At 65.9% G+C, this 24,634-nt stretch carries 27 protein-coding genes and 1 pseudogene; 13 read left to right on the top strand and 15 right to left on the bottom strand.

Going from position 1 to position 24,634, the window contains the following annotated elements; translation table 11 throughout:
- Window positions 1-22: 22 nt before the first annotated feature.
- Window positions 23-307, top strand: a complete 285-nt coding sequence (locus tag LH400_RS22335; protein ID WP_229155680.1) for a copper-binding protein — start codon at window positions 23-25, stop codon at window positions 305-307.
- A gap of 869 nt (window positions 308-1,176) precedes the next feature.
- Here LH400_RS22335 and LH400_RS22330 read toward each other — a convergent pair.
- Window positions 1,177-1,686 (bottom strand): cation-transporting P-type ATPase, encoded by a 510-nt coding sequence (locus LH400_RS22330; RefSeq protein ID WP_229155679.1) that lies wholly within the window; start codon window positions 1,684-1,686, stop codon window positions 1,177-1,179.
- A gap of 144 nt (window positions 1,687-1,830) precedes the next feature.
- Window positions 1,831-2,667, bottom strand: coding sequence for a universal stress protein (locus LH400_RS22325; protein ID WP_229155678.1), 837 nt, complete (start codon window positions 2,665-2,667; stop codon window positions 1,831-1,833).
- Between the two features lie 452 nt (window positions 2,668-3,119).
- Here LH400_RS22325 and LH400_RS22320 point away from each other — a divergent pair, with 452 nt between their 5' ends.
- The 7 genes from LH400_RS22320 (at window position 3,120) to ppsA (ending at window position 9,301) form a co-directional block, all read left to right on the top strand.
- Window positions 3,120-3,782: a YeeE/YedE thiosulfate transporter family protein gene (locus LH400_RS22320; RefSeq protein WP_370638458.1), complete on the top strand. Its 663-nt coding sequence runs from the start codon at window positions 3,120-3,122 to the stop codon at window positions 3,780-3,782.
- Window positions 3,783-3,788: 6 nt separating this feature from the next.
- Window positions 3,789-4,409, top strand: coding sequence for a YeeE/YedE thiosulfate transporter family protein (locus tag LH400_RS22315; RefSeq protein WP_229155676.1), 621 nt, complete (start codon window positions 3,789-3,791; stop codon window positions 4,407-4,409).
- A gap of 253 nt (window positions 4,410-4,662) precedes the next feature.
- Window positions 4,663-5,253, top strand: a complete 591-nt coding sequence (locus LH400_RS22310) for a hypothetical protein (RefSeq protein WP_229155675.1) — start codon at window positions 4,663-4,665, stop codon at window positions 5,251-5,253.
- Between the two features lie 341 nt (window positions 5,254-5,594).
- Window positions 5,595-5,801: a hypothetical protein gene (locus tag LH400_RS22305; RefSeq protein ID WP_229155674.1), complete on the top strand. Its 207-nt coding sequence runs from the start codon at window positions 5,595-5,597 to the stop codon at window positions 5,799-5,801.
- Window positions 5,802-5,803: 2 nt separating this feature from the next.
- Window positions 5,804-6,100, top strand: coding sequence for a hypothetical protein (locus LH400_RS22300; protein WP_229155673.1), 297 nt, complete (start codon window positions 5,804-5,806; stop codon window positions 6,098-6,100).
- A gap of 58 nt (window positions 6,101-6,158) precedes the next feature.
- Entirely contained in the window at window positions 6,159-6,749 is a 591-nt protein-coding gene (locus tag LH400_RS22295) for a hypothetical protein (protein WP_229155672.1), read from the top strand.
- 131 nt (window positions 6,750-6,880) lie between these two features.
- Entirely contained in the window at window positions 6,881-9,301 is a 2,421-nt protein-coding gene (gene ppsA, locus LH400_RS22290) for a phosphoenolpyruvate synthase (protein ID WP_229155671.1), read from the top strand.
- Between the two features lie 88 nt (window positions 9,302-9,389).
- Here the strand turns inward: ppsA and LH400_RS22285 are convergent, their stop codons facing one another.
- The 3 genes from LH400_RS22285 to LH400_RS22275 form a co-directional block, all read right to left on the bottom strand.
- A complete protein-coding gene (locus LH400_RS22285) occupies window positions 9,390-10,643 on the bottom strand; it encodes an MgtC/SapB family protein (protein ID WP_229155670.1) in 1,254 nt (417 codons plus the stop codon).
- 91 nt (window positions 10,644-10,734) lie between these two features.
- Window positions 10,735-10,965 carry a hypothetical protein gene (locus LH400_RS22280; RefSeq protein ID WP_229155669.1) on the bottom strand — a complete coding sequence of 77 codons (231 nt, stop codon included), beginning with the start codon at window positions 10,963-10,965 and terminating at the stop codon, window positions 10,735-10,737.
- A 149-nt stretch (window positions 10,966-11,114) separates the two neighbouring features.
- On the bottom strand, window positions 11,115-11,624 hold the full coding sequence (locus LH400_RS22275; protein ID WP_229155668.1) for a hypothetical protein: 510 nt from the start codon (window positions 11,622-11,624) through the stop codon (window positions 11,115-11,117).
- Between the two features lies 1 nt (window position 11,625).
- On the opposite strand from LH400_RS22275, the gene LH400_RS22270 reads away from it, so the two are divergent.
- Window positions 11,626-12,132 carry a P-type ATPase actuator domain-containing protein gene (locus LH400_RS22270; RefSeq protein ID WP_229155667.1) on the top strand — a complete coding sequence of 169 codons (507 nt, stop codon included), beginning with the start codon at window positions 11,626-11,628 and terminating at the stop codon, window positions 12,130-12,132.
- A gap of 465 nt (window positions 12,133-12,597) precedes the next feature.
- On the opposite strand, the gene LH400_RS22265 is transcribed toward LH400_RS22270, so the two are convergent.
- A complete protein-coding gene (locus LH400_RS22265; protein ID WP_229155666.1) occupies window positions 12,598-13,443 on the bottom strand; it encodes a carbohydrate kinase family protein in 846 nt (281 codons plus the stop codon).
- A gap of 259 nt (window positions 13,444-13,702) precedes the next feature.
- On the opposite strand from LH400_RS22265, the gene LH400_RS22260 reads away from it, so the two are divergent.
- Together LH400_RS22260 and LH400_RS22255 are read left to right on the top strand one after the other, a co-directional pair.
- Window positions 13,703-14,287 (top strand): sigma-70 family RNA polymerase sigma factor, encoded by a 585-nt coding sequence (locus LH400_RS22260; RefSeq protein ID WP_229155665.1) that lies wholly within the window; start codon window positions 13,703-13,705, stop codon window positions 14,285-14,287.
- 211 nt (window positions 14,288-14,498) lie between these two features.
- Complete coding sequence (locus LH400_RS22255) at window positions 14,499-15,116, top strand: trypsin-like peptidase domain-containing protein (RefSeq protein WP_229155664.1); 618 nt, start codon at window positions 14,499-14,501, stop codon at window positions 15,114-15,116.
- A gap of 93 nt (window positions 15,117-15,209) precedes the next feature.
- On the opposite strand, the gene LH400_RS22250 is transcribed toward LH400_RS22255, so the two are convergent.
- The 9 genes and pseudogenes from LH400_RS22250 to LH400_RS22210 all read right to left on the bottom strand — a co-directional run bounded on the left by LH400_RS22250 (window position 15,210) and on the right by LH400_RS22210 (window position 22,677).
- Window positions 15,210-15,647, bottom strand: a complete 438-nt coding sequence (locus LH400_RS22250) for a hypothetical protein (protein WP_229155663.1) — start codon at window positions 15,645-15,647, stop codon at window positions 15,210-15,212.
- Window positions 15,648-15,661: 14 nt separating this feature from the next.
- On the bottom strand, window positions 15,662-15,847 hold the full coding sequence (locus LH400_RS22245; RefSeq protein ID WP_229155662.1) for a hypothetical protein: 186 nt from the start codon (window positions 15,845-15,847) through the stop codon (window positions 15,662-15,664).
- A 278-nt stretch (window positions 15,848-16,125) separates the two neighbouring features.
- A complete protein-coding gene (locus LH400_RS22240; RefSeq protein WP_229155661.1) occupies window positions 16,126-16,839 on the bottom strand; it encodes a C40 family peptidase in 714 nt (237 codons plus the stop codon).
- Window positions 16,840-16,998: 159 nt separating this feature from the next.
- Window positions 16,999-17,898 carry a LysR family transcriptional regulator gene (locus LH400_RS22235; RefSeq protein WP_229155660.1) on the bottom strand — a complete coding sequence of 300 codons (900 nt, stop codon included), beginning with the start codon at window positions 17,896-17,898 and terminating at the stop codon, window positions 16,999-17,001.
- An 88-nt stretch (window positions 17,899-17,986) separates the two neighbouring features.
- A pseudogene (locus LH400_RS22230) lies at window positions 17,987-18,941 on the bottom strand (IS256 family transposase); the annotation flags it as partial.
- 528 nt (window positions 18,942-19,469) lie between these two features.
- Window positions 19,470-20,384: an SMP-30/gluconolactonase/LRE family protein gene (locus tag LH400_RS22225; RefSeq protein WP_229155659.1), complete on the bottom strand. Its 915-nt coding sequence runs from the start codon at window positions 20,382-20,384 to the stop codon at window positions 19,470-19,472.
- 140 nt (window positions 20,385-20,524) lie between these two features.
- Window positions 20,525-21,013: a hypothetical protein gene (locus LH400_RS22220; protein WP_229155658.1), complete on the bottom strand. Its 489-nt coding sequence runs from the start codon at window positions 21,011-21,013 to the stop codon at window positions 20,525-20,527.
- A gap of 211 nt (window positions 21,014-21,224) precedes the next feature.
- Entirely contained in the window at window positions 21,225-22,403 is a 1,179-nt protein-coding gene (locus LH400_RS22215) for an FAD-dependent monooxygenase (RefSeq protein WP_229155657.1), read from the bottom strand.
- Window positions 22,404-22,431: 28 nt separating this feature from the next.
- Entirely contained in the window at window positions 22,432-22,677 is a 246-nt protein-coding gene (locus LH400_RS22210) for a zinc-finger domain-containing protein (protein WP_229155656.1), read from the bottom strand.
- Between the two features lie 138 nt (window positions 22,678-22,815).
- Here LH400_RS22210 and LH400_RS22205 point away from each other — a divergent pair, with 138 nt between their 5' ends.
- On the top strand, window positions 22,816-23,574 hold the full coding sequence (locus LH400_RS22205; RefSeq protein ID WP_229155655.1) for an alpha/beta fold hydrolase: 759 nt from the start codon (window positions 22,816-22,818) through the stop codon (window positions 23,572-23,574).
- A gap of 230 nt (window positions 23,575-23,804) precedes the next feature.
- Window positions 23,805-24,629, top strand: a complete 825-nt coding sequence (gene cysE, locus LH400_RS22200) for a serine O-acetyltransferase (RefSeq protein WP_229155654.1) — start codon at window positions 23,805-23,807, stop codon at window positions 24,627-24,629.
- Window positions 24,630-24,634 lie beyond the last annotated feature (5 nt).

The raw sequence follows: 24,634 nt of genomic DNA, 5'->3' as shown, positions 1-24,634 counted from the left end.
AACAAATTCGCAGGAGAGATCCATGCCCAAATTCGCGAAATCCCTCGCCCTGGTGCTCGTTGCGCTCCCTCTGGCCCTGCCGGCCTTCGCCGCCGACTACACCAAGGGCACCGTCCAGAAGGTCGATGCCAGGGCCAAGAAGCTGACGATCAAACATGAGGAACTGGCCAATCTCGACATGCCGGCGATGACGATGGTGTTCGTTGTCGCCGATCCGTCGATGCTGGAAAAGGCAAAGGAAGGTCAGGCGATCGAGTTCGTTGCGGAACGGATCCGCGGCAAGCTGACCGTCATCGAAATGAAATAAGCAGCGTTCCCGCCGGGCGGCCACAGCCGTTCGGGGGCTCCGCTCACGCAACCCGTCCGTCGCCATAGGAAAATCTCCGTTGACCCTTCCGATCAGTCGCCGGAGCTTCCTGCTGGGAACGGCCGCGATGTTTGCCACGCCCTACCGGCCGCATCCGCCGCGCCGCGGCGCCGTCTCGTCGCAGCCCCAGGCCAGACACAGATCGTACCCGAGAGATCCGCAGGCCCAACGCCTGTCTGGTCGTTCAACGGCACCGCGCCGGGTCCGGTCCTTCGGGCTCGCGCAGGCGATCGTCTGGCCGTCGATGTCGACACTGGCGTTTTGGAAACATGCCGCGGGTCGAGGGAGTCAGTCAGCGCCAGGTCGAGGACATCGTCGCCTATGTCCGCGAGGTCCAGAAGGCGAACGGCATCTTCTGATCCCTTACGCTCAGCGGCGCAGGTATTTCACCAGCGCCGCGATCACAACGACAAGGATGACCAAGACGAGAAGGGCCCAAAACCCCCATGCCGAGAGGCATCCAGCCCATGTAATCCGCGTGCTGATCCATCATCATAGCTCTCTCCTTGGCAAATCGGCTTGCCTGATACCCCTCGATATCAACGCGGGAAGAATGGCCGGGGCTCGAGGAGGCAGTCGCAAGCCGACACGATTTCGCACCGAATTTCCGCTACTGGCAGAGCGTTCGAACGCCGATCCTCAGCCACCCCAGACCAGCATCCGGACCGGCATCCACAGGCCCATGCCGATCATGACCATCATCATGACGCAACCGACATCGAAGAGATATTCGCCGGAGGTCCGTGAGCGGACTGTCCGAATGGTTCGGGAGCATCGCGCCGATCACGCGTCGCTCGCTGAGCGGCGCATCAGGCGAGACGACGCCTGGCCGCTTCTCGACAGGGAAAGAATCGCCGGTGAGGCTCGCCTCTGAGACGAGGAAGTCCCTTGCTGCGAGGTATAAGCCCGTCCGCCGCGACGAGGTTGCCGGCGGACAGAAGCACGATGTCTCCCGGCACTTTGTCCGCGACTGGCACCTCGGTCTCGGTTCCCTCGCGAAGCACGCGGGCGCTCAGCGCCAGGCGTTGACGCAGTTGTGCGATCACACGAGAGGCGCGGAACTCCTGAAAGAAGCCGAGCATCGTGCTCGCCGCAATGATGGCGAGGATGATGACGGCGTCGGCCCATTCGCGAAGGATCAACGAGATGCAGGATCCAAAGTGGAGAATGAGAACCAACGGGCATTCCACCTGCCGGAGAAGCAGCTTGGTGACGCTCTGCGTCTCGCGGGAGGTGCCAAGGTTGGCGGCGTGCCGCTTCAGTCGATCGGCCGCTTCCTTTGAGCTGAGGCCGATCGATGTCCCGCCAAGTTCCGTCAACAGATTGGGCGGTGCAGCTCCAGAAAGGGGCTGCTTCCGCGGCGGCTGGCGGTCCGTCAGGCTGGCGTCCGGCCGGGCAGCCTGCGGGGAGGGATCCGAGACAGGTTCCAATGAGCCGACGGAGCCCCGGCGCGGCGGCAACGTCTATCGTCCCAGGAACAGCGGCAGGGTTGGGTTCTCGACCATCGACCGGGTGACGCCGCCGAAGGCCCACTCGCGCAGGCGAGAGTGCCCGTAGGCGCCCATCATGATCATCTCCGCGCCGCAGTCCGTCGCATGCTGGCGCAGGACTTCGGCGACAGGCTTGCCGCCGCTCGGCAGACGGTCGACCGTGACCCTGGCACCATGGCGGGCGAGATAGGTCGCGATCTCCGCTCCCGGTTCAGGCCCATTGGCCCATTCGCTCGCCTGCGGATCGACCATCGTAACGTGCACGGCCTCGGCCGCGGCGAGGATCTCGATGCCCTCGCGCACGGTCCGGGAGGCTTCGACATGCGACGACCAGGCGACGAGGACGCGCTTCGGCCGCAGCGTTGCCTCGCCCTTCTCGGGCGCCATCAGGACCGGCCGTTCGGCCTCGAACAGCGCGCCCGCCAGAGTGGCTCGCTTGAGGTGCCAATCCGTCGGCGCGAGCTCTGGCCCGACGAAGATGAGGTCCGCATAAAGGGCATGGAGCCCGACCGTTGCAGCAATCGCCGACCTCTCGGCAAGGACGCTATCGAGGTCCGAGGAGAGGTCGCTTCCGGCGAGGATCGTCTTCACCGCCTCGGCGCGCTCCCCGAGTGCGTTCGCCGCCTCCTCGCGCGCCTGCACCCAATAGTCCGCGACGGCGGCATATTCCTCGACGGGCGGCGGCGGCGCCTCGCCGACGAGGAGGAGCGACAGATGCGAGCCGTCCTGCTCGCACAGCCGGAGCGCCGCCTGAATATCGCAGTCCGTCCCGCCGGTCCCGATGACGCCGAGTACCGTCCTGAATCGCATGGTCATTCCTCCTCAATCACGCCGGGCGATCAGTCCGCTCAGCTTTGCTCGCAAGCCAGTCTACGAACGTCGGGTCGAAATGGGATTGCGCCGGATCAAGGGCGCCAGACGGACCCTTCCGGCAGCGCGGGATGAGGCGCCAGCGGCGTCTACAGTCGCAGTGATCTTCTATCATCGCCGGAATAACCGAGTTGACCGCATCTTTGCTCGATGCAGACCCGCTCGGGGTCGAACGCCATCGGGGCCACAGGTGCCACTGCTTCCTTCAACATGAGGTGCTTCCAAACAGGCGACAGTGACAATTTCTCCGAGCGCGGCCCCGTCCGAGGCGGCGCGGTCACGCCAGGCGACAAGGACCATTGCGAGAATGGACGCCGGTCCGGGCGAAATCCGCTCCGACTTGATCCCGATCAAAGCGGTGCTGGGATCCTCATGGCTTCCTGCATCTACAGGTGGACTCCGGGCGCCAGCGCGGCGATTGGGCCGGGCGACGGATCACGATCTGCCCTGCAGTTGGGGGAGTTCGCTTCAACTTGGAAGAAGGCGTAAGCCCGATGGTACTTTCCTGGAAATCCGGAGGCATCCTGCTTGGCCTCGTCTTCCTTGCCGCCGTTGCTCTCGTCAAGCCAATTGGCGTCTCGACACAATTCGTAATCGTCGATGGCATTCTCTGGAACGCCGTCGACCCGTCGATCGTCACGCCGGCGCCAGGAGACGAGGCCGACTTCGCGAGCACCAATGCCTACCTGAACAAGAGCGGCGGGGCTTATGCGGAGGAGGTGGCAAAGCCGCTCAACTACGGGCTCGTATTCGTGCTCGCGATCATCGCAGGAGCGGGGCTTTCGGCTCTCGTGCGAGGCGGCGTCCCGCGGGCGGATCGGACCATGCCCGCGATCTGGCGGGCCAACTTCGGCGATGCGGCGTGGAAGCGATACGTTGCCAGCTTCGGCGCGGGGTTCGTCGTTCTCTACGGAGCGAGGCTCGCCGGCGGATGCACGAGCGGGCACATGATGAGTGGCATGATGCAGACCGCCTTGTCCGGTTACATCTTCGCCGCTGGCGTCTTCGTCGTGGGCATTCCGGCCGCGATCGCCCTATTCCGCAGAGAGGCTTGACCTGTCATGACAATGATCATTCTCGCCATCGTGTTGGGCGCCGCTTTCGGCTTCGCGCTCGACCGGATAGGCGCCACCAACCCCGACTACATCATCGGGATGTTGCGTCTGAGCCGGATGCACCTGATGAAGACGATCCTTCTCGCGATCGGCGTCGCTTCCGTACTGATGTTCGCCGGTCTGCTGGCCGGCCTCATTGATCCAGCCCACCTTGGCGTCAAGACGGCCTATTTCGGCGTCTTCGCCGGCGGCGCGCTTCTCGGCCTCGGCTTCGCCGTTGCCGGCTATTGCCCAGGGACGGGCCTTGCCGCAGCGGCAACGGGACGTAAGGATGCCATGTTCTTCGTGATTGGCGGACTGGGCGGCGCAGCGGCCTATATGGCGACTTACGCCGGCGTGGCGGCGACCGGTGTTCTTGCCCCGATCGCCGGCGGCAAAACGACGATCGGCGCAATTGCCGGCACCAGCTATCCCGCAGTCTTACAGGCCTCGGGCGAAGTGCTTGGCATCGTGCTCGGCCTGGTGCTGATCGGGGTCGCCTACCTCATTCCCGATCGGATTCGGGGAAAGACGAGCCCGGCCGGTCGAGATCCCGGTGTCCGAACCCGTGCAGGATTGGCAGGATAACAGACGCTCATCGACCGCCTCGCGTTGTCGGCACGGTGCCGCCATGAGGTGAGCGCGCCAAGCGACCGCGTGCGGTGCCGGCGACGAGTTGCCGCGGGACGGGCGATGGCGAACAACGAGACCCGGCGCATGACCACAGTGTCTGCGCACCCGGTCTTCCAGGGAGGCAGTAAGGATGACTGACGCGGTTCGCGAGGCTGTCGGGGTCTTTCATGACGCCAAGCAGTTCCAGAACGCCATCGACGAACTCCTGATGTCCGGGTTCGACCGCGCCGATCTCAGCCTTCTGGCGAGCCGGGCCACGGTCGAAGAGAAGCTCGGTCATGGCTATCGGTCGGTGCGGGAGTTGGAGGACGACGCCGCCGTGCCGGTCGTCGCGTACGTCGCCAACGAGTCCATCGGCGACGCCGAGGGCGCGGTGGCGGGCATCCTCATCTATGTCGGATCCGTGGCCACCGCAGGCGCAATCCTCGCCTCGGGGGGCACATTAGGTGCCGCCATCGCGGCTGCGGCGGCATCCGGCTATGTCTGCGCTTCGCTCGGCCTGCTGCTCGATCGCATGATCGAGAGGAGCCACCTGCAGCGCATCGAGGAACAGGTCGCGGCCGGTGGCCTGCTTCTTTGGGTGCATCTGCGTGACGACGCCCATGCCGAACGCGCGACTGCGATACTCACGAAGGCCGGCGGCCAGGACGTCCATGTCCATGAACTGACGACAGCGGCACGAGAAGGCGCCGCCATGAGGCAGCGAATCGACGACCTCATCGACGAGGCGGGTGCGGAGTCTTTCCCCGCCAGCGATGCACCCGCTTTCAGCCCAAGCACCGCGGGCGGTCCGCATTGACTGAGAGCGGGACTGACGCGCGAAGCATCGGCGATGTCCCGCTCCGTCCGTCTGCCGGTATGGCGTTAAATGCTCGGCCAGCCTCCAGGGCGAGCCCACAGCCAGCAGCGTCTCGATCGCGTGCCGCGTACGGTGCGGACGCGTTGAGCCAGTGAAGGGGGCCGGCACGCAAAAAATCTGACTTTGAGCAACGACTGAAGATCAACGCCAGATGCTCGCGCCGACCCCCGAGATCGAAACTGTCCTCGAGCTGAACGGCTCCGGCCGGACCTCCCGCCGCGCTGCGCTACGCGCCGCCCGAAGAGGCGACGACGTCCGACAAAAGGCAACTGTTCCTGCGGATGATGCCGCGCCCCGGCGCTACCTCAAAGCCCGAGACGGCCGACAAGGCGGTCGCCAACGAAAGGCGCGTCTTCGTTCTCCGGCAGGGTCAGCCGGAGGCGGTCGTGGTCGCCGTCGGGTTCACCGACGGCAGTTGGACCGAAATCGTCGGCGGCGACATCGGTGAGGGCGATCCCCTCGTCGTCGGCTCGGTCGAGGGGAGTTGACGATGGACGGCACGCCGGGCGAACTGATCCGGCTCCAGGATCTCGCCAAGATCTACGGGGGCGGGACAGCCGCCGTCAGCGCCCTACGGGGCGTGACCCTGCATCTCAGGGAAGGCGAGTTCGTGGCGATCATGGGCCCAACGGATCGAAGCCGACAACGTCCTGCCGGCGGAGGAGAGCCGCCGACGCATGCGCAAGGCCGTCTGGCGGCGCTACGCTGCGCCGGCCCCGAAGTGATCGCCATCGGGGGGGGGGCGTCGGAATCCTTTCAGGGTGAAATGCCGCACAAGGCGGGCTAGTGTCCGCGCTGGGGGTCGAAACTCGGACCATAAGCGGTGCGACGGAGGTGGCCACCGGATGGACCGGCTGAAGCGGGATCGCGGGACTTCGAGCCGATCGCTGAACCGGCTGACCAAGGACAGCCGACCGCTCGCCGAGCACGCGCCGGCTGGCCCGGACGCCCGCCAGGTCCCGATCGACCGGAAGCCGGTTGCGCCAGATCAATTCGGCAGCGCGAAGTCTCGTTCATTCTCTGCGCAGATCGACAATCCGCTTCGGACCGACGACTTTAGCCGGGAGCCCATCATGGCCAACGACCTCGACATCCTGATCCTGCGCTGCAAGGAAGCCGCGGAAACCGACGAGGCGCTGGCGCGGGACCTGCGCGCTGCTTTGGCTGAGCATGTGCGGCCAGTCGAGACTGCGGCCGATGCAAGCCGCGCGCTCGCGTCGACGGATGGCGCGATCGAACTGGCAGTCAAGGCCCTTCCAGGCTGGAACCTTCAACTGGACGGCACGACGCTCGGCGGGGCGCAGTGGAGCTGCATCCTGCGGGAAGGGCGGGATGACGAGGAGACGGTAGGCGCCGGTCTCGGCGCGACGCCCGCCATTGCGATCAACGCTGCAATCCTTGGCGTCATCCGCGGGTTCGAGGGCGGCTTCAAGTAGGCCCGGGCCGCGCAAGCAGCGGAGCGGAAGGGCGAGGCTAAGAGCATTCCTGCTCTCCAGAGCATCGGCTTCGCGGCCACGGCGCCATCGCGCAGGCGAAGACCTTGAGGCAAATCGGTAGGAGGCAGACCATGCCCGACAGTGAGATCCTTTCGTTCGAAGAGACCGGCCGTCATGACGTCGCGAAAGTCGGCGGCAAGAACGCGTCGCTTGGCGAGATGGTGCGCACGCTGGCGTCGCGGGGCGTTGCCGTGCCTCCGGGTTTCGCGACGACGGCGGCGATGTTCCGCCGCTTCGTTGAAACCAACGGGCTCGCCGACATGATCGCGGGCGTCCTTGCCGACGAGGCTGCAGGCAAGATCCCGCTCGCCGAGGCCGGGCGGACTATCCGCGCAGCATTCCTGCGCGGCGACTTCCCGGCCGAATCTGCGGCTGCGATCCGGGCGGCATATGCCGAACTTGGGCGCCGCTCCGGGACGGACGACGTAAACGTGGCGGTGCGATCCAGCGCGACCGCCGAGGATCTGCCGGATGCGAGCTTCGCCGGCCAGCAGGAGACCTTCCTCAACATCTCCGGCGCCGACGCAGTGCTTGACGCCTGCCGGCGCTGCTACGCCTCGCTGTTTACCGACCGAGCGATCAGCTACCGCAAGGCCACGGGCTACAGCCACATGAAGATCGCGCTATCGATCGGCGTGCAGCGCATGGTGCGCTCCGATCTCGGGGGCTCCGGCGTCATGTTCTCGCTCGACACCGAGACCGGCTGCGATCGGGTGGTCCTGATCAACGCCGCATTCGGGCTTGGCGAAAACGTCGTGCAAGGGGCCGTCGATCCCGACGAGTTCCAGGTGTTCAAGCCGTTCCTCGACGACCCCAAGCTGAAGCCGATCATCCATAAGGCGCTCGGTGCCAAGGAAAAGAAGATGATCTACGCGCGTGGCGGGGAGCGGCCGGTAAAGAATGTGCCGACCTCGCTCGCCGAACGCCGCAGCTTTGTCCTTTCGGACGACGAGATTCTCGCCCTGGCGCGTTGGGCGGTGACCATCGAGGCGCATTACGGCTACCCGATGGACATGGAATGGGCCAAGGACGGGCGCGACGGGTCGCTGTTCATCGTCCAGGCGCGGCCGGAGACTGTGCAGTCGCGACGCCGGGCCGGTGCCTTGAAGAGCTACCATGTCGGCGCCCATGGTCGCGCGCTCTGTACGGGCCTGTCGATTGGCGAGGCCGCGGTCTCGGGACCGGTCTGCCTGATCCGCGACGCCAGCGAGATCGATCGCTTCGTCGAGGGCTCGGTGCTCGTCACCGAGATCACCGACCCCGACTGGGTGCCGATCATGAAGCGCGCGGCGGGCATCGTCACTGACCACGGCGGGCGCACCTCGCATGCCGCCATCGTCAGCCGCGAACTTGGTCTGCCGGCGATCGTGGGGACCGGCAACGCGACCGAGATCCTGCATGACGAGCAGGACGTGACGGTTTGTTGCGCCGAAGGCGAGACTGGCTTCGTGTACGAGGGCGCGGCCGAGATCCAGGTCGAGGAGTTGGACCTCGACAAGGTTGTCGCGACCCGGACGCATGTGATGCTCAACCTCGCCAACCCGGACGCGGCGATGCGCTGGTGGCGACTGCCGGCGAACGGGGTCGGCCTCGCCCGCATGGAATTCGTCATCAACAATGCCATCAAGATTCATCCGATGGCGCTGATCCATCCCGAACGGGTCGCCGACGCCGCGGCGCAAGCGGAGATCGCCGAGATCACCCGCGGCTATGACGACAAGCCGGCCTTCTTCGTCGATCGGCTTGCCCGGGGTCTCGCCCGTATCGCAGCGACGGTCCATCCGGCGCCCTGCATCGTGCGGATGAGCGACTTCAAGACCAACGAGTACTCGCATCTCATCGGCGGCCGGGAGTTCGAGCCCGAGGAGGCCAACCCGATGCTCGGCTTTCGCGGCGCCTCGCGCTACTATTCGCCGCGCTATCGCGAAGGCTTCGCACTGGAATGCCGGGCCATCAAGCGGCTGCGCGAGGAGATAGGCTTCGACAACGTCGTGGTGATGATCCCGTTCTGCCGCACGCTTGCCGAGGCCGACCAGGTGCTTGCCGTGATGCGCGAGAACGGGCTGGTTCGCGGCGAGAACGGGCTGGAGGTCTACGTGATGTGCGAGATCCCCTCGAACGTCATTCTCGCCAAGGGCTTTGCCGAGCGCTTCGACGGGTTCTCGATCGGCTCCAACGACCTGACGCAGCTCACCCTCGGCATCGATCGCGACTCCGATCTTCTCTCGACGCTGTTCGACGAGGAGGACGAGGCCGTCAAGTGGATGATCCGAAGCCTGATCACCGCCGCGCATGCGGCGGGCGCTAAGGTCGGGCTGTGCGGCCAAGCGCCGAGCGACAATCCGGGCTTCGCCGCCTTCCTCGTCGAATGCGGCATCGACTCGATCTCGGTGACGCCCGACAGCTTTCTTGCCGTGAAGGATCACGTCGCCCGGGCGGAAGCGGAGAAGGCGCGACAGCGCGAGGCGCCGATGCCGTTGAAGTCGGCCTGAGCGCAGCCGGCGCCGAACCATGGCCTAGCCGCTGCGACCGGGTGCATGAACCTGGAATACGGAATCTGATCGCGCAGGTGGAAGGGCGTCAGAAAAGGACTGCCGTGACAGCCATCGTGACGACCGCGAGGACGCTGGCTGCGACGACGGGGATGCCGACCGGTCGTCGGCCGACCCAGAGCGCCATCGCCGCCTTGACCGCGGTGTTGACGCTGACGGCGATGAGGATGGCTTGTCCGGCGACGCCGCGGCCGCCCGGGCGGGAAGCTAGCTCGGCCATGGAAATCGAGATCGCGTCGACATCCGCCAGACCAGACACGGCCGCGAGAGCGAGGATACCGGCATTGCCGAGCACCTGCCGCATCAGCACGCTCGCTATCAGGATCAGCGCGATGAAGCCCGCCATCTTCATGGCTGCGCCCAGCTGCAGAGGATTGGAAAGTTTGAGCTCGGTCTTCTCCGCCGCCCGGTTCCGGAACAGGAGCACGACCGCGAATGCGACGAGGACCACCGACAGAACGGCAAGCTCCGGCGCAATGGAAAACAGCAGGTCACGGTCGATAACGCTGACGACGATGATGATCCGCGCCGTCATCACGACGCCGGCGATCAGAATTCCGGCGGCAATCAGCCCGGCCGAATGCGGCCGCTCGCATCCGAGACGGGCGAGGGTCAGCGTCGTTGCCGTGGACGACGCCATGGCGCCGGCGACCGCGGCAATGAGGACGCCCAGCCGGTCCCCGAGCGCCTTGATCGCGACGTAGCCGCCGAAGGAGAGCGCCGCGATGAAGATGGTCAGCATCCAGATCCGCGCCGGATTGAGCGCGCCCCACGGATCTACGCTCCGATCGGGCAGGATCGGCAGCAGGAGAAAGGTCATCGCGAGGAGCGTCAGGACGGCGCGGATCTCCGTCCAGGAGAGCGCCTGCACCCAACGGTGCAAGGGCTCGCGCAGCGCCAGGAGCAGCGTCATGGCTACGGCTCCCGCTGCCGCGACCGGGACGGACCCGATGATCGCGTAGGTCCCGAGGACGAAGGTCAAGAGCCCGGCGACCGCCGACGTGGCGGAGAAGTTGCGGCTCGCCCGCGCCTCCAGCGCATGGAAGGTGGTGAAGGCGAAGGCGAATCCGAGAAAGCCGAGGCCAATTACCAGCGGCGCGGACAAAGCTGCGGCGGCGGCGCCGCAGATCCCGCCCAGCAGCCCCGTCAGTGCGAAGGTGCGAAGGCCCGCGGCGCGAAGATGCGGCTCCTCCTCGCGGGTCTGCCATCCCCGCTCAAGGCCGACGAGAAGCCCGATCGACAGCGACACGGCGAGGCGGCTGAGGAGATCGAGGTCGTTCATGTGGACGGCCTTCGGGCGGGCTGGCGGGCCGGACGGGTAGGCTCGAATGACGACCGGCCCGCTTCCCAGCCTTTGTTGCCTCGCAAGCCGCTTACCCCTCCGCGAGGTGGGACGGCAACAGAATGCGGAAGAAAGCAGCGCCTTGAGGGATGTGGGCGAAGGTGCAGCCGTGCCCGCGGGCGAAGTTGCGCAGCCGACCCGCCGAGTCATCGTCGACGCCGAACAGCCGCTCGCAATCGGCGCACCGAAGGGCAAGCGTCACGCCGACCCTCATCAGGTCCAACTTCGCCTGACGATCGGGAACGGTGAAGTGTTCGCGCATCTGACAAGCTCCATCTGCGGCGGGCGAGCATCGGCTGCGGGTGTGCTCGATCCCTAATTCGAACCCGCCGGTCCCGCATTGATCCACATCAACGCGGGACCGGTGGAGGCAAGGAACTGCGTCCGATCAAGGCGCATCGCGCGGACGAATTACAGTCGTTCCAAAGAAGGGGTCTGCGCGTGCCATCTTCCGAACCTTCCGTCCTGCGGCGCTTCGGCGCCTTCACGAAGACCCTGCTCCTGCCGATCACCTTGGCGGCGCTCGCAAGCGGCGGGCTCTTCTGGTTCGCCGATCGTGCGGGACTTGACGCGTCGCGGTGGGCCGCGGGAACCGTGCTCGTGCTCGTCCATCTCCTGGGAGAGATCCTGGTCGGCCTCAGACGCGGCGAGTTCGGCCTCGACGTCATCGCGGCTCTCGCCATGGGCGGCGCCCTCCTGCTCGACGAGTATCTGGCAGGCGTCATGATCGCCCTGATGTCTTCCGGCGGCGGGGCGCTGGAAGCCTTTGCGCAACGGCGGGCCGGGAGCGAACTCGCGGCGCTGCTCGGCCGCATGCCGCGGAAGGCGGCGATCGGGCTCCGGCCGACCTGCGCCTCCTCGACGCCGCCAAGGTCCAGGCCGACGATCCTCGCTCACCGGCGAGTCGCTGCCGGTCGACAAGGTGGCGGACGGAGCCCTTGCCGCCGACACGCCGCTCGCCGAGCGGCTGACCATGCTGTTTGCCGGCTCCACCTTCAGCGTGGCCGCACGCGGGCGCTGGTCGTCGCCCACCGGCAGCCGGACCGAACTCGGCGCCATCGCCGGCGCCCTGCAGGCACCGGCCGCGGCGCCGCCGCTGACGCGGCGCCTAGACCGCTTCACCCAGATCCTCGGGATCGTCTCGTTCGGCCTCATTCTGGCGGTTATCGCGCTGCAGCTCGGCGCCGGAGCAACGCTGCGCGAGACCTTCATCGTCCCCATCGCGCTCGCGGTCTCGGTGATCTCCGAAGGCCTGCCGGTCGCGGTCACCATTGCCCTGTCGATCGCCACCCGGCGTATGGCGCGCCGCAACGTGATCGTGAGACACCTGCCGGCTGCGCAATCTCCTCGGGCTCTCGCCACTGCCGCTGTCGGAATGGCTGATGCTTGTGCTGCTGGCGCTGTCGGTGCTCCTCGTCATGGAGGCTGACAAGCTGCTGCGCTCGCGGCTCGCTCGCAAGCCTGACGGCGGGAACGCAGGATTGGCCAAGTCGGTGCTACCGCGCCTCGGCGCAAACCGGAACCGGAAGAGCCGCGGTGGGGCCGGTGTTTGATCGCGATACGCCTCCTCCGAAGACGCTTTCGACGCTGATCCTGATCGCAGCCGGGATGGTCGGCTTCTACCTCTGCCTCCTGCTGGCGGTGCCGTTCCTGCCGGCGATCGTCTGGGCCCTCGTCCTCGCGGTGCTGGCAAGGCCGCTGCATCTGAGGCTGCGCCGGCGGATCGCGGGGAGGGCGGTGCCGGCTGGGCTGACGGTGGCGCTCATGGCGGCCCTCGTCGTCTTCCCTGGTCTGGTCCTGGGGCACGCTTCTGTCGGAGGCCGTGCGCAGCGCAATCGGCGTCTGAGCTTGCCGCACCGGTCCCGCTCCGCAGCCCCTTGCGGACCGCAAGACTTCAGCCGTCCACCGCCGCCAGCATGGACGATCCGCCCCAGAAGCCGTCGCGGTCGGTGAGGTATCTGGCGGCGATGGCGTTGGCAGGGCCAACCGCGTCGACTGGCGATGCGCCCGTCAGCTGCGCGTCGATCAATCCCGCCACGAACGCGTCGCCCGCGCCCGTCGTATCGGCCGGCGCCCTTGGCAGAGGCGGCACCGGGATTCGTGTCTCCCCGCCCTCGCTCCAGAGGCGGACGGCGCCGGCTCCCCCGGTCAAGATAAAGGAGGAAAGCCCATCTCCGGCTATCCGGCGCGCTTCGACGAAGGCCTCCCGGCTCACCACCGCGTGGTCGGAGGCTGCGCCGATGAGGACATGGCTCGGCCGGCGCTGGCCCCTCTCCAGCGGCATCTGCGCGACGACGGGCATGCGCGAACACAGTTCCGTCAGCAGAGCCGGATCGGCGCGCCGGACATTGACATAGGCAATGTTCGCCGCGACCGGCGGCAGTTCGGCAAGCGTATGGCTTTCCGCCGCCACAGGCGCGGCGATGGTCCGGTTGCCGGAGGGCTCGACGAGAATCTGCAGCGGCCGTGTCGACCCGGTCTCCCAGCGCACCGCCTCTGTCCCGATGCCGAAGGCGCGGAGCGTTTCGAGGGTGGCACGACCGAGGGCGTCGTCGCACAGCCTCGTGCAAAGGGTAACGGTGTGGCCGAGAGCGACGAGGCTCGCCGCCGTGTTGAAGCCGCCGCCGCCGCAGCGAGTCTGCATCTCGCGATAGGTGAAGCGGCCGCCAACAGTGATCGGCTCGTCGAGCCGCCAGATCCGGTCGACATTCGCGCTTCCGATCACCAGGACGTGCGCCATGGGCGTTCCTTTCGTCTCCGGGTTTGCGGCGGAGGCCTGATCGCCGGGCGGACCTCCCGGATCGACACCATCATCGATGGCGCCGTTGCCGGCATCGCAACGGTGATGGAGAGCCACCACAGGCTGCCCGCGTTCTTTTGCCGCGGGAAGTTGATGCGCGTCAAAGTCCGCCCGGCAGAAAGCCTTACCGTCTTCCTCAACGGCGCGAAATGAAGCGCCGTCGCGCTCCCCGACCTCGGATGCTTGGAGAATGTCAGTCATGACCGCGCCAGCCGATTTCAAGGACCTGCTTCTCGCAACCATTCCGAGCCTACGAGCCTATGCGTACGGGCTGGCGCGGGGCGACGCGAGCCGCGCCGACGACCTGACGCAGGCGACGCTGGTGAAGGCTTGGGGCTGCCAGGCAAGCTTCGAGCCGGGGACGAACCTGACGGCCTGGCTGTTCACCATCCTGCGGAACGAGTTCTACGATCAACTGCGTCAGTCGCGGCGGGAAGTCGCGGACATCGGCGGAGAGATGGCGGGACGGCTGACGGTCCGAGCGAGCCAGGAGGGCGCGCTCGACCTCTCCGATTTCCATACGGCGCTCGCGACTCTGCCTGTCGACCATCGCGAGGCGTTGATCCTCGTTGGCGCGTCGGGCTTCTCCTATGAGGAGGCGGCCGAGATCTGCGGCTGCCCCGCCGGCACGATGAAGAGCCGCGTCAGCCGCGCCCGTGACCGGCTGGCGCAACTGCTCCAGCTCCGCGGCCCGGCCGCACTACGCACCGGCCGGGCTCGCCGGCGTCTGGAGAACGGTCGGCAGGCTGTGGCGGGCATGGTCGCCGCTGCCGGAACGGCCTGATCATCGTTCGCCGGAGCTTCTTCGCTCCAGGCCATGATCGCGAATGCCCTGCCAAGGCGGCACACGCGCACCCTGAAAGGGTCGTTGGATGACAGCGCTATGTCGCAGTTTCCTCGCTGCGGTTGTCCTTGCGGCGGCGGCGCCAGCATGGATCGCGAGCGCCGAACCGCCTGCCGTCGCCCACCGTCTCGTCCAGCCGACGCTCGCGCCGATGCTCGAAGGCGTTCTGCCCGGCGTCGTCAGCATCGATGCCGTGAGCGAGGGAGCCTCCGCAGAAAGCCCGATGCCGGCCGATTCACTCCTGCTCCGGTTCTTTGATCTGCCGGAAAACTCCCCGCCGCAGACCTATCCGACGCAGCGCGTGGGGTCCGGGATGATAGTGGATGCGGCGAAGGGATTTATCCTCACCAACAGTCACCTCGTCGACCGGGCAATCGTCATTGCTGTTGTCCTCTCCGACGGTCGAGCGGTACAGGCGGAAATCGTCGGGTCGGATCCGGAAACCGATCTTGCCGTCATCAAGATCGAGGCCGATGGTCTGACTGAGATTCCATTCGGCGATTCCGGACAACTCCGCGTCGGCGATTATGTGATCGCCGTCGGCAGTCCCTTCGGCCTCGGCCAGAGTGCCACGCTCGGGATCGTCTGCGCTCTTTGCCGGGCCGACCTTGGACTGGATTCCTACGAGAAGTTCATCCAGACCGATGCGTCCATAAACCCGGGAAGCTCCGGAGGTGCACGTGTCGATCTCGACGGTGCCGCCGGTGCGGCGACAGGGGCGGGCGCCTGTCTCTTCGCCGGCGGCGGCCATCGCGCTCGGAGGCTCTAGCCAGGCATGCCATTCCGCTATCGGTCCATCCTGACCGACATGGGGAAGGAGGGCCTCGACCGCATTTGAAGGCCTGGCACCAACTGCCAATTGTCAGAATTCCTTGAACGAGCAGCTGAAGTCCCCTCCAAAGGGGTCGTCCTCCATCTTCCAGAAGACAATCCGATCCTGCTGATCCACTTCCAGGATCATCGACGATGTGATGTCATCACCGTAGACCGCGAAGAAGCCATAGGTTCTCCCCCCTGAGACCGGCAGGCTGGTTCGAACAATGTGCGGCATTTGTCGCCGCTTGCACTGAGCAATCACATCAAGAACGGCGGCATTGGAATATCTCGATTTCAGTTCAGGCGACATCAGGCGGCGGATGCGGTCGGCGCTTCCACGGTTGTAGGCCGACACAAGCCGTTGCGAGACCTCGAAGAGCCCGCTGCCCGAGCCTGTCGCCGCCGAGGCTTCAAGCGTCGACAGGCCGTTGACCGCGAAAAGGACTGCCGCTGAAGTAGGCTTGAGCGCAACCAGCGCAGTCAAACGTCGAGCCCGCATCACTCCGGTTCCCGATCGACGAAAACGAGATGATTGCCTGACACGGCGACGCGGTTGATGTCGATGCCGAGAAGCGTCCAGTCCGCCTGTCGGACAAGGACTTCCGTCTGCGATCCGCCAACAGGGCGCCGCTCAATCCGCTCGACGATACCGATCCGGTCTCCCGCTTCGGTGGTCAGCGCCACGCCGATCCATCCCTCCCCGGGGACCGGGCTCTTTCGATCCGGCTTTGGCGTCGGGCCCGGCACGCTCTTGAAGTGTGCATTGCCGCCTTGTGTTCGGTTCGTTTCGGCTTTCGTGGAGAGAGACGAGGCGACAAGCAGAGAAGCGGCGGCGCTCGCACCGATGAACTTGCCGAATACCGCCCGTGCCGTTGCCCGCGGATATGGGGCTACCGGTCTAACCGCCACCGCCACCGGCGCATGCGGCTCGATCTCTGTTGGTCCGCTTACGGTATCCGGTATCATCGCGGCCCCGGACACAGGTTTCGATCGGCCTCGAAATTCGACCATACGCAGACGAGATGTGGATCTTCGGCAAGACTTGCGGGGGTTATGACCGACTGACGACGAACGATGTCCCAGCACGCCGTCTCGCTGGCATGTCGCACTTTACAGTCCGGATGATTCCGCCAAACCCCGTGGAACCAGTCTCGGATTGCAGGTGTTTTCACTGCCAGACCTCCGAAGGTTGTCGTCTTTCCGAGCTTGATGCCCAAGGCTGCAAAGGAGAGCCTGGCCAGTTCGACGCCGGACAGTTCGGAGCGGCCCGGCCTCAGATACGGATCGTCCGGGGTGTTGAGGTAGCCATTGGCGACACGCGGCGGCGTGAAGGCCGCATTCGTCGACAGGCCGCGCAGCGCGTAAACGGCATAGCGGCCACTGACGGCCTTGGCGATAAATTCTTCGACGAAGTTCTCCCATAGGCTAGGATTGGTGTCGAGAGCGACCGCTCCGCCGCCGGTTATGCGAACCATTCCGACATGGGTATAGGGCCGGCCCGTAGCCGCTCTCAGCGCCTTGGAGATAGCGCGTCCATCATCCTCAAAGATCAGTTGTCCGTTGGCCCAATCCGTGAAATCCGAAACCGGACGCTCTTGGGACGCTACACTTGCAGGGGCCATCCAGGACAGAAGCGACAGGATGGCGATCGCCGTTCGTATGACACATGGATGCAAAGCTTCGTTCCCTCCGTTTCGCCGCTTCGGGTTCTCCGCGACGCTCGCTCTCGCCCGGCCGCAACTCTGCCGCATGGAGCTAAGCACAGAGGCGATGGCCCACGCGCTTTAGCAGGGGGGTCTGAAGCGCGTCCAAGTCATTGTTCGACTGACAGAAGTTCAAACGGGACTGATGTCGCCCGTCCGGCGCGAAGACGGGGCGAGCGCCCGGTTCGGATCCTGTTCGATCGCCTGCCAAAGCTCCCGCGCCTTCGGGCTCGCCTCGGGCGCGCAGTAAAGCACCAAGTCGTAGTCGATCGGCAAAACGTCGTCCTCGATCAGGAGACGGCCGAGCGCGACGTCGGCTTCGATCAGGCTGAAGGGCAGAACACCGGCCCCTGCGCCGGAGAGACAACTCGCTCTGATATCGACCGCCATGCCCAGTTCGATCTCGGGCTTGCGCGTGGCCGATCCGGCAGCCTGCCAGACTCTTCCAAGATATGTACCCCGGTGCGGAATGAAGCAGCGCTCGTCCGAGCGCGCCTGACCTTGCCCCGGTCTGACCAAGACAAGCCGGTCGCTGGCGATTTTCGCTCCTTTGAACACGGCAAGACCGTCCGCATGAGCGACCGTCTCGTGGTGGTGAACGAGCGCGAGATCGCATTGCGAGCGGGAGATCATCTGCGCGGCCGTATCCTCGTTAGCGATCAAGGGAATGAGGTACGTCCCGTTCAGCTTTTCCTGAACTCTCAACTTGAAATGCGGGAAAACGTCAACGCTCGCGCCATGCGGCATCGCAATCCGCAAGGCGCCTTCGCTTACCCACCAGGGCAGTGCGTCGATCCGCAGACCTTCCAGTTGATCGAGAGCTCGCCTCGCCCGCTTGGCGAAGCTCTCGCCGGCGGAGGTCAATGTCATAGGCCGGCTGGTTCGATCGATGAGATCCTGACCGATTGAGGTCTCAAGGCTACGGAGTCGCTTACTGAGATTGGACTGTGTGGTGTGACGTCGTGCGGCAGCCGCCGTCATGTTCATCGTCTCGCAGACGCAGAGAAAATCCCGCAGATGTTCAATATTCAAAGTCGCTCTCCGACTTTAACACAATCGTACTTCCATAAACTGGGGTGCAATTGTTGGAGCTATGGCCGGATTTGGGTGATGGAGTCGATCAGGCGGCGCGTTGATCGGCGTCCGGTGTGACCGCGACGCCGTCGGTGAGCTTGACGCCTGCGATGACCATCGGCAAGCGATTTTCGCCCTTCAGCCTTCGCCAGTACTTGGCGGCGGCCATGACGAGCTTGAAGACCATCAGCCGCGCGGTCTTATGCGACAGGGCACCCTTCATCCGCACCGTTCGATGCCGGACAGTGGCAAAGACGTTCTCGATGGGGGTGGCCGTGCGTAAATGGTCCCAATGCTCGGCCGGCCCTTCGACGAGCTCAGGAGTCGAAGAAGGCCAGGAACGGCTCGCGGTCCTTGACGAGGCATTCGACGGCCTTGGGGTGTTTGGTGCCGTATTTCTCCTGGAAGACCGCGATGGCCGCCTCGGCGTCCGCCCGGTCCGGCGCGTCGCGGATCTCGAAGGTCGACCTTCATGTTCGGCTGTACCGACTTCGGCACCCTGTTGAGGACGTTGTCGATCTTGTGGACCCCGCAGCGCTGATGCCTCGTTCTGGGAAAGATCTCGTCGAGCGCCTTCCAGAAGCCCATGGCGCCGTCCCCGACCGCGATCTCGGGGCAACGGAAAGGCCGTGGGCCTTCAGGTCGACGAGCAGTTCCCGCCAGCTCTGGGCGCTCTCGCGGACGCCGACCTGGAAGCGGACGAGTTCCTTCTTGCCCTCGGGCGTCGCGCCGATGACGACCAGCATGCAGGCGGCTGCGTCTTCCATGCGGACCTGGAGGTAGACACCGTCTGCCCAGATGTAGACGTAGCGGCGCACTGAGAGATCGCGGCGTTGCCAGCGGTCATATTCGCCCTGCCAGTCGTCCTTCAGGCAGCAAATGACGGAGGGTGAGAGGCCAGGCGCGTCCTTGCCGAGCAGCGCCGCAAGGGCTTCCTGAAAGTCGCCAGTCGAGATCCCGCGCAGATACAGGATCGGCAGCAGCGCATCGAGGCTCTTCGTGATAAAGATGTAAGAAATCGGCGGGAAGGGCAATTGAAACAGGTGCTTGAAGCGTTCTAACGACGGCGTCGAAGATGGCGCTGGAAGGCAAGCCGCTATCTCTTAATCAGCGGGTCGTAGGTTCGATCCCTACATCACCCACCACTTTCTTCCTCTGTAGATTCGCGCGGTGCGAGCTTTCGCTCTCGCGGGAATGCTTGCACTCCAGAATATACGTCTTGGCGCCTCCCGACCGGCGGAATCGCTCTTCCCGCGGACCGGCGACGGGTTCCAGAATCGCGCGATGGCAAATGGCTGCATGCGAGGTCCAGACCGGTCGGCGCGGTCCGAGAGAGCTGGCCGCTGGGCCCGCGTTCTCGCGACCTCAGCGAGGCTTGTGGGCCTTCTCCGACGTCCGGCCGCCAGTGGAGATCGGCCAGCAGATGTCGGAGTTGAAGTTCGCGGCCTATGCCATTGTTCGCACGGAGTTTCGCGGCGTTCCATGTCGACGTGCCGCTGGGCGCGGAGTCGAATGCGTGATCCTGGCTCTCAGAACGTCTTCGCGCCGTTGACGGCGAGCCGTACGCCGTAGAGCGATGTCGTGCCGCAGATGTAGAGGTAGTTCCGCTTCGGCCCGCCGAAGCAGACATTCGCCACGACCTCAGGGACCTTCACCTTGCCGATCAGCGTGCCGTCCGGGTCGTAGCAGTGGACGCCGTCGCCCGCGCTGGTCCAGATGCGCCCAGCTTCGTCGAGGCGCAATCCGTCGAACAGCCCGACACTGGATTCGGCGAAGACCTCGCCGCCGGTGAGCCGGCCATCCTGCGATACCGCGAAGCGGCGGATGTGGCGGGGGCCGTCCTCGCGATGGGTGAGGCCCGTATCGACGATGTACAGCGTCCGCTCGTCGGGCGAGAAGGCGATGCCGTTCGGCTTTTCGAAATCATCGGCGACCGCCGTCAGGCTGCCGTCCTTCGGGTCGAATCGATAGACGTAGCAGCCGGCCTGCTCGCTCTCGGCGCGATGACCCTCATAGTCGGAATCGATGCCGTAGGTGGGGTCGGTGAACCATAGCGTGCCGTCCGACTTCTCGACGATGTCGTTCGGGCTGTTCAGCCGCCTGCCCTCGTAGGAATCGACCAGCGTGACGACGCTGCCGTCGATCTCGGTGCGCGAAATCCGCCGCCCGCCATGTTCGCAGGAGACGAGCCGGCCGATCCGGTCGACCGTATTGCCGTTGGAATGATTTGCCGGATGCCGGAAGACGCCGACCGTGCCGGTGCATTCGTCATAGCGCAGCATGCGGTCGTTCGGGATGTCGGACCAGACGAGGGTGCGCGAGGCCGCGAAATAGGCCGGACCCTCGGCCCAGCGGCAGCCCTGGTAGAGATGATCGAGCCGCGCCGTCGGGACGAAGAGGCGCTTGAACCGCTTGTCGAGTGTCTCGAAGATCTCCGCTGCCATGCGTCCCTCCTCCCAGGATATGTGCGAAGCGTTATCCGCCCGCCTTGGGAGCGGAGCATAGCGATACCGCGACGGATGTGCATCCGCCGCGTTGCAATTATCGGGATGACGAGGGCACAGGGCGATCCGGAAGTCTGAGGCTACCGGGCCGGCGCCGCCTCTCCGCTGTCCGGCGCGCCCTGTGTCGGCATTTCCGTATCCGGCGTGTCGTCATTGGGAAGCACGATGGTTCCCGACGCTTCGCCCGTCGTCGCTTCGGGAGCAGCGGTGGAATCGGGGGCTGCCGGCGCGGAGTTCGGCGAAGCGTGCTCTGGCCGCGGCTCGGTCGCCTGCGGTTCGATCGGCTTCGGCTCGTTGCTGGGAACGGCTTCCTCGATGGCGTCGCTTTCGGGCTGGGAAAGCGCCGGGGGAGTCGGTCCGGCCGCCGGAGCCGGTGTCGTTTCGGCCGGTGCGAGATCGGGAGCGGAGGACTGCGCGGCCTTGGGGATCACGCGGCCGCTCTTGCCGTCGGCACCGGTGTCCTCGGCTAGAGCGCTACCCGCGACGGCACCGGAAAGCGCCAGCGAGGCGAGGAAAAGCGCGAAGGGACGTGTGCGGCGGTGAGACGGCATGAGCGCAAAGCGCGGCATCGAAGTTCCTTCTTGAAGCCCGGGCCGACGGCCGGGTCCCGAAGGTGCCAGATCGTTTGCCGCCGAGGGATCGAAGCGGTTTGGCGGCGCGACCCGGTCCAACCGGAAGCCGCTATCCGCCAGTTCCCGCTCCCGACATTCTCAGGAAACGCGACGTCTCGCAATTGCGTTCCGTTGGGATACCCGGGCGAACGCACCCGGCGATCCTCGATCAGCCGGCTGTCTGAGCCCCGGCTGCAGGCGGGCGCCAGTCGTAGAGCCAGGCGAGGTCGCCGCGCAGGCTCGCCTTGGGACGGGCCGCAATGACAGCGTCGCGGGCAAGCCCGAGCGGGAAGGGCAAGTGGTAGACCCGGCGATGGAAGGCGACGCGTTCGCGAACGCGCGTGATCCGCGGCCGGCGCGCTGCCTCGTATGCGGCGAGCGCCGAAGAAAGGTCCGGCGCCTCGGCGAGGCATGCGGCAAGGACAGCCGCGTCCTCGATCGCCATCGCGGCGCCCTGGGCGGCGTAGGGCAGCATCGCATGCGCGGCGTCGCCGATCAGGACGATGCGGTCGTCCATATGGCGCCATGGCCGCGCGGCCGGGACTTCGAGCAGCGGCCAGAAGGTCGGCTGCTTCGCCGCACGGATCAGTTCCTTCAGCGTCCTGTCCCAGCCGGAGAAGCGCTCGAGCATCGCCGCAGGATCGGCGTCGGGCGCGGCCGCGGCCGGCTCGATCAGCACGAGATTGGTCTGCGTGCCGCCGCGGATCGGGTACGCGACGGCATGGCGGCTCCTGCCGAGCCAGGCGTTGATCCCGGAAAATCCCGTGCCCGGAACCGCGGCGCGCCAGGCGACCGCGCCGCTTGGACGGGACGGGGGAAGCCCGAGCTGGCTGGCGATCGCCGAATTCACGCCGTCGGCGGCCACGACGAGATCGGCCTCGCAGCGGCTTTCCCGCCCGGTCTCGCGGATCGTCAGGGACAGGCCTTCGGGCGCGGGAGCGATCGCAGCGAGTTCGCATCCCAGGCGGAGATCGATTTCGCGGCGCGCCCTGACCGCCTCGACCAGGACGGTCTGCAGATCGGCCCGGTGGATCGAGAGGTAAGGCGTGCCGTCATCGGCCTCGACCGGGACCTTCGCGATCAGCCGGCCGGTGCGACCGCTGCGCAGGCTGACTTCGCGGGCACGGGTGCCGGTCGCGCCGAGCGCCGCCGACAGGCCGAGTCGCTCCAGCACGCGCAGCGCATTGGCCGAGAGCTGGATCCCGGCGCCGACGCTTTCAAGCCGGGCGGCCCGCTCGAACACCGTCACCGGCCATCCGAGCATGGAGAACTCCAGCGCCGCGGTCAGACCGGCAATGCCGGCCCCGACAAAGGCGATCCTGGGCGGCGGACCTTTTAAAGTTGACATGGCAACGTGCCTTCGGCGCAGGCCGGTGTCAGGCCGCGCGCTCCTCGAACAGGCAGCCCGCCGGATTGGTCTCGTTCGGCTTCAGCGTCGTGTTCAGCCGGTAGAGCGTCGAGCAGTAGCCGCAGACGATCTCGGCTTCGTCGCCCATGTCGAGAAATACGTGCGGATGGTCGTGCGGCGGGTTCGCCCCGCAGCACATGAATTCACTCACACCGACTTCGATGCTCGAATGACCGGCGTCGTTCTGGAAATGCGGGATCAGATGTCCGGCCATGCCGTTTTCCCTCGGCTCGTTCGCGTCGCGCCGGACCATAGTGGCGAGGAGACGGAATGAGAAGGGGTGGCGAAAACGCGGCATCGCGCCTATCCAGAGCGCGCTGCCTCAAATCCGATTTCCGCCGGAAGATCTGTGATGGATAATTTTGCTCACGACGGACTGACTTTCGCCTATATCGACGAGGGCGATCGGAATGCGCCCGCCGTCATGCTCCTGCACGGCTTCGCCTCGTCGATGCGGGTCAACTGGATCGATCCCGGCTGGATCGAAACGCTCACCGGGGCCGGGTATCGCGCTGTCGCCTTCGACCATCGCGGCCATGGGATGAGCGACAAGCCAACCGATCCGGCCGCCTACACGCCGGAAAAGATGGCGGGCGACGCGATTGCGCTCGCCGATCATCTCGCGATCGAACGCGCGACGCTGTTCGGCTACTCCATGGGGGCGCGGGTCGCCGCCTTCGCGGCCTTGTCCCATCCCGATCGCGTCGAGAAGCTCGTCCTCGGCGGGCTCGGCATCGGCCTCGTCGAAGGCGTGGGCGACTGGGACCCGATCGCGGCGGCATTGCGGGCACCCTCGCTCGACGATGTGTCGGACGAGCGCGGGCGGATGTTCCGCGCCTTTGCCGATCGCACCAGGAGCGACCGCCACGCGCTTGCCGCCTGTATCGAGACGTCGCGCAAGGAACTGACGGCGGAGGATGTCGCCCGGATCGAACAGCCGGTGTTCATCGGCGTCGGCACCAAGGACGAGATCGCCGGATCGCCCGTCGCGCTCGCCGCCATGATGCCGCATGCCCAGGTCTTTGCGATCGAGAACCGCGACCACATGCTGTCCGTCGGCGACCGGACCTTCAAGGCTGCCGTCACCGATTTCCTGAAGGCGACGGCCTGATCAGCCGGGCGCTCCGGCAATCGGGTGCTCGAAGCGGCCGCGATAGATGAACGCGTCGTGCACCACCGGCATCTTTTCGCGCGGCTGGCGATCGCCTATGTCATCTGCGGAGACGGTCGCCGGTTCCTGCGGCAGGACGCTTCCGGCCGGCGCGCCGCGACAAGATCACGGGTCCGGCAGCATTCCCGGGTGGAACCGGATGATCGGGTCAGCGCACTAGGGAGAACGCCATGAGCGTCAGCAGCCCGCAGGTTCACGAGAAGCTCCAGGCGGTCGATCCGATCTGGGCGCAGGTCCGGCGTGAAGCGGAGGAGGCGGCCGAGGGCGAACCCATGCTCTCCGGCTTCTTCTATGCGACCGTCCTCAACCATCGCAGCCTGGAATCGGCGCTGGTCCACCGCGTCTCGCAGCGGCTCGACCATCCCGACGTTCCGGCGGTGCTGATCGCCCAGGCTTTCGACGAGATGCTGGCCGAAAGCGGCAGCTTTGGCGAGAGCCTGCGCACCGACATCCAGGCGGTCTACGACCGGGACCCGGCATGCGAGCGCTATCTTGAGCCGCTCCTCTTCTTCAAGGGGTTTCACGCCATCCAGACGCATCGGCTGGCGCACTGGCTGTGGAAGGAGGGACGGCGCGATTTCGCGCTCTATCTCCAGTCGCGGTCCTCGGCCGTCTTCCAGACCGACATCCATCCGAACGCGCGCATGGGACGGGGCATCTTCCTCGACCACGCGACCGGCCTCGTCGTCGGCTTCACCGCGGTGATCGGCGACAACGTCTCCATCCTTCAGGACGTGACGCTCGGCGGAACCGGCAAGGAATTCGGGGATCGTCATCCCAAGATCGGCTGCGGCGTCCTCATCGGGGCGGGAGCGAAGATCCTCGGCAACATCAAGATCGGCGACTGCTCGAAGATCGCCTCAGGCTCGGTCGTCCTGAAGCCGGTGCCGCCGCATTCGACGGTGGCCGGCGTTCCCGCGAAGGTCGTCGGGACGACCGGAGGATGCGACGAGCCGGCACGCGCCATGGATCAGAGTTTCGACAGGGCCGAATGATCGAC

It is taken from the genome of Jiella soli (assembly GCF_020615385.1).
Taxonomy (GTDB): Bacteria; Pseudomonadota; Alphaproteobacteria; order Rhizobiales; family Rhizobiaceae; genus VKMB-3413.
Note: the sequence above shows the minus strand (reverse complement) of the source record. Positions and strands in the feature narration are given on the sequence as shown.